Here is a 13271-nt window from a genome sequence, read left to right as displayed (position 1 = left end):
CTGCGCAACGCGCTGGCCCTGTACAAGGGCCCGCGTTGGGCCAGAAAAAAAGACTGTTTGGCCAGAAAAGGAGTTCGTCACACACGGGTCAGCTACCTTGCGGATATGCTTTCCGCTCCTGCACGATGGACAAGCCGGCAAAAGGACCGCGCCGCGGAGTCCGTATTTCTACTGCTCCTCTCGGTGGTCATCCCGCTGTCGATCGGCCTGCAGATCTTCCCCCGTTTTTCGTGGACGCTGAGCCTTGTGCTCGTCAACTGCCTGCAGGTGCCCGCCATCATCCTGCTTTACCGCTGGTACCTTCCGCAAACACTGCTGCAGCGCCGCTTCGGGCTCTTCTTCCTCCTGTTGCCGGTCTTTATCGCGATCTACGAGCTCAACGTGCGGGCCTCGTCGCTGCTGGTGCAGGCTCTCCCGTTCGTGCCGGAGCAATACCGCCACAACCTTTCCCTGGGCGGACCGGACCGGTTCCCACCCGTATTTGTACAGAACCTCGATTATACGTTGCTGATCCTGCTCTCCGCGGTCGGCTTTGTGTACATCCGCGCCTGGTTTGGCCGGCAGGCTGCGCTCGACACGCTTCAGGCCGAGAAATGGCGCCTCGAGCTGGAGGGACTGAAGGCGCAGATCCAGCCGCACTTTTTCTTCAACACACTCAATAACCTGTATGCCCTCAGCCTGCAGGGCTCGCCACGCACGCCGGTGATGATCGCCCACCTGTCGGGCATCATGCGCTACGTGCTCTACGAGGCACGCGGCGAGCAGGTGCCCCTGTCGAAAGAGATCGCCTTCCTTCATAGCTATATCGACCTCGAGCGGATCCGGCACAGCAACGAAGACGAGATCCTCCTCGACGTGCAGGGCTCGCCCGTGGGCCGTCTCATCGAGCCGCTGCTCTTCCTGCCGCTGGTGGAAAATTGCTTCAAGCACTCGCTCCAGCAGCGGATCCCCGGCAACCGCGTGGAGCTCCTGCTTCAGTCGGGGGAAAGCGAGCTCGTGTTTCAAACCAGCAATCTCAAAGCAGCCGCGCCTGCCGTATCGGCGCCCGGCGGCATCGGGCTGCAGAACGTGCGCAAGCGCCTCGAGCTGCTCTATCCGGGCCGCCACAGCCTGGAGGTGCACGACGAATCCGGCCGATTTACCGTAACCTTGACCCTCCAATGGTAACCCCGCTCCGCTGCCTGATCGTCGACGATGAGCCGCTTGCCCGGCAACTGCTCGAAGCCCACCTGCGCCAGGTGCCGGGCCTTGTGCTGGCTGGCAGCTGCGACAGCGCGGTGGAAGCTTTCGGCTTCCTGCACCGCGAATCCGTAGATCTACTGCTTCTCGACATCAATATGCCCGGTATCGACGGCGTTTCCTTTCTCCGCTCGCTCCGCAACCCGCCGCGAACCATCTTTACCACGGCCTACGCCGAGCACGCGGTCGACGCCTTTGAGCTGAATGCCGCCGATTACCTGCTGAAGCCGATCACCTTTGAGCGTTTTCTCCGCGCGGTGCAAAAAGTATTGCCCGCGGAAAGCGCTACAGCCGCCGCAGCAGCTGCGACAGCCACTGCCGACGAGGCGCTGTTCGTGAAGGTCAACAAGCGCCTGCTCCGGATCCCTTACGAGGACATCCTGTACCTCGAAGCTCTCGGCGACTACCTGAAGCTCTATACCGGCAAAGAGGTGCATGTATCCTACCTCACGCTCGCCAAGGCCGAGGAGCTCCTGCCTCCTGCCCTTTTCATGCGGGTGCACAAATCGTACATCATTCACCTGCGCAAGATCCGCTTCGTGGAAGGCGGCAGCGTCCGCATCGGCGAGGCCGACGTGCCCGTGGGCGCCACGTACCGCGAGGCGCTGTTGCAGAAGCTGGGGCAACGGGAATAAAACAGTTTGGAGTTTGAAGTTTGGGGTTTGGCGGATGGCTTTTTTGGTTGGGAGATGGGCCATTCATCGCGCTGCGCGAACGGAAAAGGCTTATCTTGGAGTATGCCTACTGCCAACCTTACCGCGCACGCCAGCATCGCTGTTTCCGCAAGTCCCGAAAGCGTGTGGGACGCCCTTACCAACCCCGAAAAAGTAAGGCAGTATATGTTCGGCGCCGAGGTGCATTCCGACTGGAAGGAAGGCAGCGCGATCCGCTGGGAAGGAACCTGGAAGGGCATAAGCTACATCGACAAGGGCACCGTGCTGCAGGCCGAGCGGCCACGCCTGCTGCGCTACAGCCACTTCAGCCCGCTCACGGGCAAGCCCGATGAACCGGAGAACTACCACAACGTAACCATCGAGCTGGCAGCCGACAATGGCGGCACGCTGCTGCGCCTGGCGCAGGATCATAACGCCACGGAAGAAGAGAAGGCGCACTCCGAAGAAAACTGGGGCCACATGCTCACGGCGCTCAAAAAGCTCGTCGAGTCGTCGGAACCGCAGCGCTGACCCGCCCGCAACGCCCGTCATTCTGCCAGAGCTTTCCCGGCCCGCCTGCCGCGGCGTCTGTCCGCGCCAACCGCCGGGGCAGGTCCGCCACTTACAACCCGGGTTAAAATTCCTCCCGCGGAGCCCGGCTTTAGCTCCCGTCACGCTCCTTCCCAGCCTAAAAAGCGCTATCTTTGGCGCCCTGTCAAATTGGCCTCTAAGCCCGCTTAGCACCCTTTTTGACCGGGAACGGCTTCTGACTCGTTACGCCGCAGCTTTTTCCAGGGCGACCACCGGGACCAGAACCAACTCAAACTTTAGAAACGCTATTATGATCGGTTTCCTTTCGAAAATCTTTGGTGGCAGCAAGTCGGAAAAAGACGTCAAAGCCATTCAACCGCTGGTGGGCAAAGTCAGCGAGCACTTCCAGGCCTTCGCATCGCTTACGAACGACGAGCTCCGCGGCAAGACGGTCCAGTTCCGCGCCCGCATCGCCGAGCACCTCAAGGACATTGACGCCCGCATCGCGGCCACCAATGCCGAGGCCGAAGCGGTTCCGCACAGCGACCTCGCCGGCAAAGACGCCATTTACCAGGAAGTAGACAAACTCAAGAAAGAGCGCGACCAGAAGATCGAGGAGATCCTCAAGGAACTGACGCCGGAAGCCTTTGCCGTGGTAAAGGAAACCGCCCGCCGCTTCAAGGAGAACGAGCAGATCGTGTCGACAGCGACCGACCTCGACCGCGCCCTCGCCGCTGAAGGCAAAAGCTACATCACGATCGACGGCGACAAATCCATTTTCGCCAACACCTGGACCGCAGCCGGCGGCACCGTTACCTGGAACATGGTACACTACGACGTGCAGCTCATTGGCGGCGCCGTGCTCCACAGCGGCAAGATCGCCGAGATGGCTACCGGTGAAGGTAAAACGCTCGTATCGACGCTTCCCTCCTACGTCAACGCGCTCGCCGGCGAAGGCGTGCACGTGGTGACGGTAAACGACTATCTCGCCCGCCGCGACTCCGAATGGAACGGCCCCATCTTCGAGTGGCTCGGCCTGCGTGTCGATTGCATCGACAAGCACCAGCCCAACTCCGAAGCCCGCCGCAAGGCCTATATGGCCGATATCACCTACGGCACCAACAACGAATTCGGCTTCGACTACCTCCGCGACAACATGGTGCACAGCCCCGAGGAAATGGTGCAGCGCAAGCACCACTTCGCCATGGTCGATGAGGTCGACTCCGTGCTGATCGACGACGCCCGTACCCCGCTCATCATCTCGGGCCCCGTGCCCAAGGGCGACGAGCAGGAATACCATATTTTCAAATCGCGCGTTGCTACCCTCGTGCAGGAGCAGGAGCGCCTCGTTCGCAACTTCCTCAACGAAGCCAAGAAGCGCATTGCCGCCGACGACGACGATCCGAAAGCAGGTGGCGGCCTTTACCTGTACCGCGCCTACCGCGGCTTGCCGAAATACGGTCCGCTGATCAAATACCTCAGCGAGCCCGGCATCCGCGTGAAGCTCCAGAAGGCCGAGAACTACTACATCGCCGACCAGCAGCGCCACATGCACGTTGTTGACGAGGACCTGCTGTTCCACATCGATGAAAAGCAGAAGTCGGTAGACCTGACCGACAAAGGTCTCGGCACCATCACCCGCTCCGGTGAAGACCCCGAATTCTTCGTACTTCCCGACATCAACATGCGTCTCGCCGAGATCGAGCAGGGTGACCTGCCGGCTGAGGAAAAGCTGGTGCAGAAAGAAGCGATCCTCAACGACTACGCCGTGAAGAGCGACCGTATTCATACGGTACAGCAACTTCTTAAAGCCTATACACTCTTCGACCGCGACGTGGAATACATCGTTACCGAAGACAAGCAGGTGAAGCTCGTTGACGAGCAGACGGGCCGTATCATGGAAGGCCGCCGCTACTCCGATGGCCTCCACCAGGCGATCGAGGCAAAGGAAGGCGTGAAAATCGAAGCCGCCACGCAGACCTATGCCACCGTAACGCTGCAGAACTACTTCCGGATGTACCACAAGCTTTGCGGTATGACCGGTACGGCCGAAACGGAAGCCGCGGAGTTCTGGAGCATCTACAAGCTCGACGTGGTCACCATCCCCACCAACATCCCGATCAAGCGGGACGACGCGCAGGATCTCGTATACAAAACAAAGCGCGAGAAATTCAAGGCCGTCATCGACGAAGTGATCAAGCTGCGCGAAGCCGGCCGCCCGGTGCTCGTGGGTACCACCTCGGTGGAGATCTCCGAGCTCCTGAGCCGCGCCCTTGCCGCCAACAAGATCCCGCATAACGTACTCAACGCGAAGCAGCACGCCCGTGAAGCCCAGATCGTTGCCGAAGCCGGTTTCTCCGGTGCGGTGACCATCGCCACCAACATGGCCGGCCGCGGTACCGACATCAAGCTCGGACCCGGTGTGAAAGAGGCCGGTGGCCTTGCCATCATCGGTACGGAGCGCCACGAGAGCCGCCGTGTTGACCGCCAGCTGCGTGGCCGCGCCGGCCGCCAGGGCGACCCCGGTACCTCTCAGTTCTTCGTAGCCCTCGAAGACGACCTGATGCGCATGTTCGGCTCGGAGCGCATCGCCGGCCTGATGGACCGCTTCGGCTACAAGGAAGGCGAAGTGATCCAGCACTCGATGATCACCAAGTCGATCGAGCGCGCCCAGCGCAAGGTGGAAGAGAACAACTTCGGCATCCGCAAGCGCCTCCTCGAATACGATGACGTGATGAACAAGCAGCGGAACGCCGTGTACGACCGCCGTAACCACGCACTCTTCGGAGATCGCCTCGCGCTTGATATCGACAACGCCTTTATGGCCGTTGCCGAAGACCTCGTCGCCACGCACCGTGAGCAGGAGGATTACGATGGGTTCCGCCTTGCCTGCATCCTCAACTTCGCCACCGACACGTCGATCAGCGAAGAGGACTTCAAGAGCACCGGCGCCGCCCAGCTGACCGATACCCTGTACGACGAGGCCATCAAGGCGTACGAAGCGCACAAGGCGCTGATGCAGGAAACTGCAGCCCGCGACTTCGGCGCCATCCGCGACCGCGAAGGACCGCATATGGAGCAGGCGATGGTGCAGGTGCCTTTCAGCGATGGCCGCAAGATGATGACCGTGTACATGCACATGGGCAAGGTGCTCGAAACAAAGGGCCGCTTCCTCACCGATACGATGGAGCGCAACATCACGCTCGCCATCATCGACGATTCCTGGAAGGAGCACCTCCGCGCGATGGACGACCTCAAGCAAAGCGTGCAGACCGTGTACCTCGAGCAGAAAGATCCGCTCGTCGTATACAAGGTGGAAGCCTTTAACCTGTTCCGCGAGATGAGCACCGCCATGAACCGCGAGATCGTATCGTTCCTCTGCCACGCCCAGCTGCCGCAGCCCGAGGGCCAGGAGGAAGAAACCCGCACCCTCAGCGGCCGCCCCGTACCGGGTATCCGCGAGGCACGCCCGATGCCGACCGACATGAGCCAGCTCCACGAGAACAAGGCCCAGGTCGACGCCGCCGGACAGGACTATGGCGCCAACGAGCGCGACTACTTCGACCCCTCGGCAGCCGCCGATGTGGACGTGAAGCAGGAGCCCGTACGCGTGGGTCCGAAAGTGGGCCGCAACGATCCTTGTCCCTGTGGCAGCGGAAAGAAATACAAGAACTGCCACGGCAAAGACGAAGCCTAATACAGTCTGCTAATGTGTTAGTCTGCTAGTCTGCTAATGCCCTCAATAATTTCAAAGCCCCGCGATGCGGGGCTTTTTTATGTGTGACTGATGCGGCCCTTCTTGGCTGCCGCATTCACGGGTTCGGGACAATTCTGAATTGCCGCGCTTCTCTTTGCGAAAATTATTAGTAATTTACCCGGGCAAAAGCGCTGTCACCAGCAAAAAGAAACTCCATGCTCCACGTATCGATCCTGATCCCCGAAGGCGACTGCAGCCTCACTCATATCGAAGCCAGCTACCAGATCCTCAACGAGGTGAATAACTTCCTGGCCGGCGCCGGTCGCGACCCGCTCTTCCACGTGCAGCTGGTTGGTCTGAGCAGGGATAGCGGCGTTCGCAAAGGGCTGTTCGTGATCCACCCGCACGTGCTGCTCGGCGACGTGGCGCATAGCGACCTCGTATTGATCCCGGCGCTGCAGGGACCGAGCATCGACGAATCGCTCGCGCTCAATGAAGCCTGGCTGCCCTGGCTGCAGCGGCAGCATGCGCAGGGTGGGCTCATTGCTTCCTTCTGCCTCGGCTCCTTCTTGCTGGGACGCGCCGGGCTCCTCAATGGCCGGCCCTGCACCACGCACTGGAGCTTTGCGGCGGCGTTCCGCGAGCGCTTTCCCGATGCCCTCCTGCTTCCCGATAAGATCCTCACCGAGGAAGCGGGGATCTGCACGAGCGGTGGCGCCCTCACATTCACTAACCTGCTGCTGTACCTCATTGAAAAATACGCGGGCCGCGCCATCGCTATTCAAACGGCCAAAGTGTTCATGATCGATATGGACCGCGACAGCCAGTCGCCCTTTATCGTATTCCGCGGGCAGAAGAACCACGCCGACGACCCCATCCGGCAGGCGCAGGATTTCATCGAGCAGAACTTCACCGAGAAGCTGAGCGTCGAAGAGCTCGCGAGCCGCTTCGCCATCGGTCGCCGCAACCTCGAGCGCCGCTTCAAACGCGCCACGGCGAATACCGTTGCCGAATATATACAGCGGGTCAAGATCGAAGCCGCCAAGCACCGCCTCGAGTCTTCACGCGACAACGTAAACGAGGTGATGTACCGCGTTGGGTATAATGACCCCAAAGCCTTCCGCAGCATCTTCCGCAAATACACCGGCCTCTCGCCCGTGCAGTACCGCGACAAATACAGCCGGCACCGGCTGGCAGGCGCGGAAATGCTGGAACGCTAGAAGCGCGTCGGACACGTACGCAGCGCCATTCGTCGGCGCCTGGGTGCAATTGATTCGTGTGTACCGTTTCGCCGGAGCGCTTTCCGGCGAACGGCGCCTCAGCACGCTGCATGCCGCCGTGATGAGGACCCATCCGTTACTAACCGGTATTTTCCCGCAGCTGACCGGTAAAAAGGAGGTCGCTCCCCTATTCGGTATTGCCCATGGACGCAGCGAAGACTTTCTTTGTGGAACAAATACGGAAGTCATGGACCATAACGATTTTGAAATGAAAGTAAAGGGTGCCGCAAACCGGATGGAATACCGTTTCCAGCGCCGCATGCAGCGCCGTGGCCGCGGCCAGCGCTGGACCGGCCTGTTCCTTCTCCTTGTGGGTGGACTCCTGCTGGCCCGCCAGGCCGGCGTGTTCTTCCCGACCTGGTTCTTTTCCTGGCCGGTGCTGCTCATTGGTATCGGCCTCTGGATCGGCGCGCGGCACCGCTTCCGCGGCCTCTTCTGGCTCATCCCCATCGCCATCGGCGCCCTCAACCTGCTGGGCGACTTTCCGGAGCTCCGCTGGCTGCGCCCCTATGCAGGTCCGGCAGCACTCATCCTGATCGGTCTTGCTTTTTTGCTTCGCCCGCGCCGGCCGCATCATTGGGACGAAACCGGAATGGCAGTCCCCCCGGCGGTGCCGCGTAACGACGAGCCCGCGCCGACTGCATCGGAATACGAAGGCATTGCCGACCGCAGCGACAGCCTTGATGTGACCGCAGTATTCGGCGGTGTCAAGAAGAACGTGCTGAGCAAAAACTTCCGGGGTGGCGACATCGTCACATTTATGGGCGGCGCCGAGATCAACCTGACGCAGGCCGATTTCAACCAGCGTATCAAGATCGACTGCACCAACATCTTCGGGGGCACGAAGCTGATCCTCCCGCCCGACTGGGAAGTGCAAAGCGATATCGTGGCCATCTTCGGCGGCGTCGACGACAAACGCCCGCCCGCCACAAGCCCCGCAGCCGGCAAGCTGATCGTGCTCGATGGCACCTGCCTCTTCGGCGGCGTCGAGATCCGCAGCTTTTACTAAGCAGCCGGTTCAACGAACCGCGAGCGCCGACACAGCTCCAAAACCTTCAGAACCTTAAGAACCTCCACAACCTTAAGAACCTCAAGAACCTTTCCTATGCGCTGGTATTTAGCAAAAATCGTTTACCGGATCACCTGCGGTGATGGCAGCCATGGACCGCAGTTCGACGAACAGTTGCGCCTGCTGCTCGCGGGCACGGAGGCAGAGGCTTTGCAGCGGGCCACCGGGATGGGCGTGCAGGGCGAAGACTGCTTCCGCAACCAGGAGCAGCAGCTCGTTACCTGGAACTTCGTCAACGTTCCGGAGCTTTACCCGCTGGAAACTGTGCTCGACGGCGCCGAACTCTACTCGCAGATCCGCGAGACTGACGATGCATCCGCCTACATTAATTTCGTGCATTACAAGGCGCATTGCCTCCGCGAGCGCGCCGAGCAACTATAAATCCTCCTCTTGCCAGCTTCTTTATACAGATCGGTCCGCTCCCGCATACTCTTCGGCATCGGCTGGTGGGCCATTGCGCAATTCCACGCCATGCTGGATGTGCACTTTGGCCTGCCGCTGTACACGGCTATCACCGATAGCCTGGCGAGCACCCTGCTCCTCGCCGGCATCTGCTGGCTGATCGATCTCAAACTGCGCTACTACATTCCGGAGCGAAACAAGCCCCTGCACCTCGTAGCCTTCTGCGCCATGCTGACGGCGCTTTGGCTGCTGCTGCAACGCTGGCTGGTACAACTGCTCCTGCCGCTGCACTTCAACGATTTCTTCTTCGAATCGATCTGGTTTCGCGGCGCCTTCGGGTTGCTCATTACCGGGTTCATGGCGATGCTCAGCATGCTCTGGTACACGCTGCAGGACCGCCATGCCATGGAGCGCCGCCGCAGCGAAGCGGAGACGCTGGCACGCGATGCCGAGCTCAACAACCTCCGCCAGCAGCTGCAGCCGCACTTCCTGTTCAACAGCCTCAACTCGATCAATACCCTTATCGGCGGGCAACCCGAGAAAGCCCGCCGGATGGTGCTGCAGCTGTCCGACTTCCTGCGCGGGACGCTCAAGCAGGACCAGCGGCAATGGGTTCCCTTCGACGAGGAGCTCGCCCACCTGTCGCTGTACCTCGATATCGAAAAGGTGCGCTTCGGGCATCGGCTGCAAACGGAGGTGGTCAACGATAGCAGCGGGCTTCGGCTGCCGGTGCTGCTGCTGCAACCGATCGTGGAGAACGCCATCAAGTTCGGCCTGTACGATACTACCGACGACATCTGCATCCGTATCGTTGCCCGCGAGGAAGAAGGGGCGCTCGTAGTGGAGGTGAGCAATCCCTTCGACCCGGCAACGAGTGCGCCCCGGAAGGGCACCGGCTTTGGCCTCAGCTCGGTACAGCGCCGGCTTTACCTGCTCTTCGCCCGCAACGACCTTTTGGAAACCGTAATATCCGGTTCTCTGTTTACCACCCGAATCAAAATTCCCCAGCCATGAAAGCACTGATCATTGACGACGAACCCCTGGCGCGGGCCTTTGTGCGCGAGTGCCTGCAGGCTTTCCCGCAGGTGGCCGTCGCCGGCGAATGCGACAACGGCTTCGAGGGCGCAAAAGCCGTGCAGCAGCTGCAGCCCGACCTGCTCTTTCTCGACATCCAGATGCCGAAGATCAACGGCTTCGAGCTCCTCGAACTGCTGGAGCCGCGCCCTGCCGTCATTTTCACCACGGCGTATGATGAGTATGCACTGAAGGCCTTCGAGGCGCATGCCGTCGATTACCTCCTGAAACCCTTCAGCCAGGAGCGCTTCAATAAGGCCATGGAAAAATTCCTCGACAGCAACAGCCGCGAGCAGCAGCAAAAGGCGGTGGTCGGGCTCGTGCAGGCGGTTTCCGCGGAAGCCCCGCACGCCGGGCGGATCGTGGTAAAAACGGGCGGTAAGATCCGCATCATCCCCTGGGCCGAGGTGCACTACCTGGAGGCCGCCGACGACTACGTGAAGATCCACACGGCCGATGGCGTTCACCTGAAGAACAAGACGCTCGGCTATTACGAGCAGACGCTTCCCGCCGCGCAGTTTGTGCGCGTGCACCGCTCCTTTCTAACCAACGTGGCAGAGATCACGCGCATCGAGCCCTACGAAAAAGACAGCCACCTGGCGCTGCTGAAGTCGGGCACACGGGTTCCGGTGAGCCGCAGCGGCTACGCCCGTCTCCGCGGGGTGCTTGGATTGTAGAAATACGGGCATAAAAAAAGCCGCCCGGTAAAGGCGGCTCCCGGGAAAACGAACTGCTATTGCTTTACGAGCGTTATATCCGTATTAAAGGTCGAGCCGTTCACGGTCTCCGTCGTGTTCAGCTGCAGGGTTGTACCATTAAAGTTCACAATCGTTAGCGTTTCCGTGTCCAGGGTAAACCGGTTGCCACTGACAGACCAGGTCGAGCTATCGTCGCCGCTGGGGTTGCACACGGTGCCGGCGTCGTGGTACACTGCCGTGCCATTGGTATTCAGCGTATAGGTATCATCCAGCTGGCAGGCATCATAGAAACCGGACGACGAGTTAAAAACTTCAACGCCATTGAATTTCTGGCTGGTTTGCTTGTAGGTTCCGGCCAGCTGGGCTGCGGTCGGTGTGTTCGTGTTGATGGTTTCGTCCTCGTTCTTTTTTTTGCAGCTGAACATGGCCAGCACGAGCGCTGAGTAGATTACGTACTTCATAGTTAAGGGTGTTTAATGAGAAACCAAAAATAGGCGCCCGCCCTGAGACGGCTACCTGCTCAGCTTCAAATACCGAATTAATCCCCCGCTCAGCCGACATTTTCCTTCATCTGCATGATCTGCTCTTTCGTGCCGAGCACAATGACCCGCATACCCGGCCCGATCACCGTTGAATGGGGCGGGTTGATGATAAAGCGTCCTTCCTCATCCTTGATGCCGATGCAGTTCACGCCGGTCTTTTTCCAGTCCATGATTTCCTGCAGAGTGTGATTGCGGATCGGAGCCGGAAGCTTGTCGAAGCTCACCGATTCGATGTGTATGGCCTCGCCGTCCTCGCCGGAGAGAAAGTCGATGAACTCCAGCACGTCGGGCTTCGACACGAGCGTGGCCATATGCGTGCCCCCGATGAGATCGGGCATGATCACGTTGTTGGCGCCAGCCTTGTAAAGCTTGGGAGCCGCACCGGTGCTCGAGGCGCGGCTGATGATCTGCAGGCCCGGGTGCAGCGAGCGGGCCGAAAGCACGATGAACACATTGTCGGCATCGTCGGGGAGCGTCACCAGCAGGGCCCGCGCACGTCGCACGCCGGCGAGCTCCAGCACTTCGTCCTCGATGGCATCATCCTGCACGTAAATGAGCTCCGGGTCTTCCTCGACCCAGGGCCGCAGGGCTTCGGCGCTTTTCTCGATCACAACGAAGGGTACCTTGTGGGCCCGGAGCGTGCGGGCGGCCTGCTGCCCGTTGCGGCCGAAGCCACAGATCACCACGTGCTGCTGCATCGAAGCCAGAGCTTTCATGAGATTGCGTTTTTTAAAGTAGGCGCCCATCTCGCCGCTGGCCACGAACTGCGTGAGCCGCGCCAGCGAATAGGTGAACATCGAAAAGGACGTGAGGATAAGGCCGATGTTGAAGATCTTACCGGCCGTTGACAAGGGGCGCACCTCGTAGTAGCCGATGGTGGTGATGGTGATCACCACCATGTACAGCGCATCGAGAAAGCTGTAGCCTTCGATGACCATGAAGCCCGACACGCCCAGCGCCAGGATGCAAAGGATCACGAAGAGCCAGAGACGGAGCGGTATGGGCCGGTGAAAAGGAAACATCTCTTTCAAATTTCGCCCAAACCACGGCTTCTTCCATACACTATTTTGCAGGAATCGTATCTTCCGGTCCCAACTGCCGCTTATGAATCCGAAAAGATCACTCCACCCGCAACTCTTCACTGCCGTCCTTTTCCTCTGCCTGCTGACCGTGCTGAGCTCCTGCCTGCGTACCGATACGTACGATATTCCCGCCACGGGGGGCAGCAACCCAGGTACAGGCACGGGCACCCGCCTTACAGGAATCTATGTCCTCGACAGCACCTTGCCGCCTGGCCTCGACACTGCCTACCTGCAGCGCTACACCTACGATGGCAACGGGCGCATCCTGATCGTTTTGGGTACCGACAAGCAGCCCGGTGGTGATTCGGCACACTATCAATATTTCTATTCGGGAAACGATACGCTTGCGGATCGCATCATTTCTTATGAGCGCATTACAGGCTTTGGCACGCAGGAATATTTCGATACGCTCTACCTCAAATATGCCGCTGGCAAACTTGTGTGCGATTCGCTGGTCCGCGGACCCGGTGCGGGAACACCAGCCTTCTCGCAGTGGACGCGGTATATCTACCTGAGCAACGGTATCTTCTCGTATCGAACTGATGACTTCACACCCAACACAAACGATACGGCCATCCTGGGCTACCTGCACACGGTCGCTTCCAGCAACGGAAGCATTACATCGGCACGTGACGACAGTGCTTTCTACAATTCGCGAACGGGCGCTGTCCGCGTTATGAACCGCTATTCGGACTTCTCCGCTACCTACGACATGCGCGCCAACCCGAGCTTCCAGATCGGGCGTGCCTACCAGATCCCTTTTGCGGATATTGAATATTTCGTTGAGCTTCCCACCGATGGAACCATTTCGTCGCGGTTGCCCGTTACTACGCAGCAAACGTCGAACGTGTACCCGGGCGGCATCGTAAAAACGAGCAACACCTACGTGTTTGGTGCCAACGGAATGCCCGTTTCGCGAAGCATGCGGATCTTTGATCAGAACGGGTGGGGCGATTGGGAAACCGTACACTTCGTGTACCAATAAGAATGTCATTAGCAACTGA

General features: G+C 59.8%; 12 protein-coding genes. 10 read left to right on the top strand and 2 right to left on the bottom strand.

The genetic code is table 11. The features are described from left to right. Window positions 1-105 precede the first annotated feature (105 nt). The 9 genes from ACYU7Z_RS16805 to ACYU7Z_RS16765 all read left to right on the top strand — a co-directional run bounded on the left by ACYU7Z_RS16805 (window position 106) and on the right by ACYU7Z_RS16765 (window position 10622). Window positions 106-1167, top strand: a complete 1062-nt coding sequence (locus ACYU7Z_RS16805; protein WP_460572582.1) for a sensor histidine kinase — start codon at window positions 106-108, stop codon at window positions 1165-1167. Then, entirely contained in the window at window positions 1161-1874 is a 714-nt protein-coding gene (locus ACYU7Z_RS16800) for a LytR/AlgR family response regulator transcription factor (protein WP_460572580.1), read from the top strand. Before ACYU7Z_RS16805 ends, ACYU7Z_RS16800 begins: the two co-directional genes overlap by 7 nt. Before the next feature lie 102 nt (window positions 1875-1976). After that, window positions 1977-2423, top strand: coding sequence for an SRPBCC family protein (locus tag ACYU7Z_RS16795; RefSeq protein ID WP_460572578.1), 447 nt, complete (start codon window positions 1977-1979; stop codon window positions 2421-2423). A gap of 310 nt (window positions 2424-2733) precedes the next feature. Further along, entirely contained in the window at window positions 2734-6120 is a 3387-nt protein-coding gene (secA, locus tag ACYU7Z_RS16790) for a preprotein translocase subunit SecA (protein ID WP_460572576.1), read from the top strand. Between the two features lie 215 nt (window positions 6121-6335). Next, entirely contained in the window at window positions 6336-7340 is a 1005-nt protein-coding gene (locus ACYU7Z_RS16785; RefSeq protein ID WP_460572574.1) for a GlxA family transcriptional regulator, read from the top strand. 247 nt (window positions 7341-7587) lie between these two features. Then, a complete protein-coding gene (locus ACYU7Z_RS16780) occupies window positions 7588-8409 on the top strand; it encodes a LiaF transmembrane domain-containing protein (RefSeq protein WP_460572572.1) in 822 nt (273 codons plus the stop codon). 96 nt (window positions 8410-8505) lie between these two features. After that, window positions 8506-8850: a DUF4288 domain-containing protein gene (locus ACYU7Z_RS16775; protein WP_460572571.1), complete on the top strand. Its 345-nt coding sequence runs from the start codon at window positions 8506-8508 to the stop codon at window positions 8848-8850. 9 nt (window positions 8851-8859) lie between these two features. After that, window positions 8860-9885 (top strand): sensor histidine kinase, encoded by a 1026-nt coding sequence (locus tag ACYU7Z_RS16770; protein ID WP_460572569.1) that lies wholly within the window; start codon window positions 8860-8862, stop codon window positions 9883-9885. Further along, window positions 9882-10622: a LytR/AlgR family response regulator transcription factor gene (locus tag ACYU7Z_RS16765; RefSeq protein WP_460572567.1), complete on the top strand. Its 741-nt coding sequence runs from the start codon at window positions 9882-9884 to the stop codon at window positions 10620-10622. The genes ACYU7Z_RS16770 and ACYU7Z_RS16765 overlap by 4 nt, the downstream gene beginning before the upstream one ends. Before the next feature lie 56 nt (window positions 10623-10678). Here the strand turns inward: ACYU7Z_RS16765 and ACYU7Z_RS16760 are convergent, their stop codons facing one another. Then, window positions 10679-11104 carry a lipocalin family protein gene (locus tag ACYU7Z_RS16760; protein WP_460572565.1) on the bottom strand — a complete coding sequence of 142 codons (426 nt, stop codon included), beginning with the start codon at window positions 11102-11104 and terminating at the stop codon, window positions 10679-10681. 89 nt (window positions 11105-11193) lie between these two features. Next, window positions 11194-12207 (bottom strand): potassium channel family protein, encoded by a 1014-nt coding sequence (locus ACYU7Z_RS16755; RefSeq protein ID WP_460572563.1) that lies wholly within the window; start codon window positions 12205-12207, stop codon window positions 11194-11196. 82 nt (window positions 12208-12289) lie between these two features. On the opposite strand from ACYU7Z_RS16755, the gene ACYU7Z_RS16750 reads away from it, so the two are divergent. Then, window positions 12290-13252 (top strand): hypothetical protein, encoded by a 963-nt coding sequence (locus ACYU7Z_RS16750; protein ID WP_460572561.1) that lies wholly within the window; start codon window positions 12290-12292, stop codon window positions 13250-13252. Window positions 13253-13271: the final 19 nt, after the last annotated feature.

The sequence above is a fragment of the Flaviaestuariibacter terrae genome (genome assembly GCF_054777635.1).
Note: the sequence above shows the minus strand (reverse complement) of the source record. Positions and strands in the feature narration are given on the sequence as shown.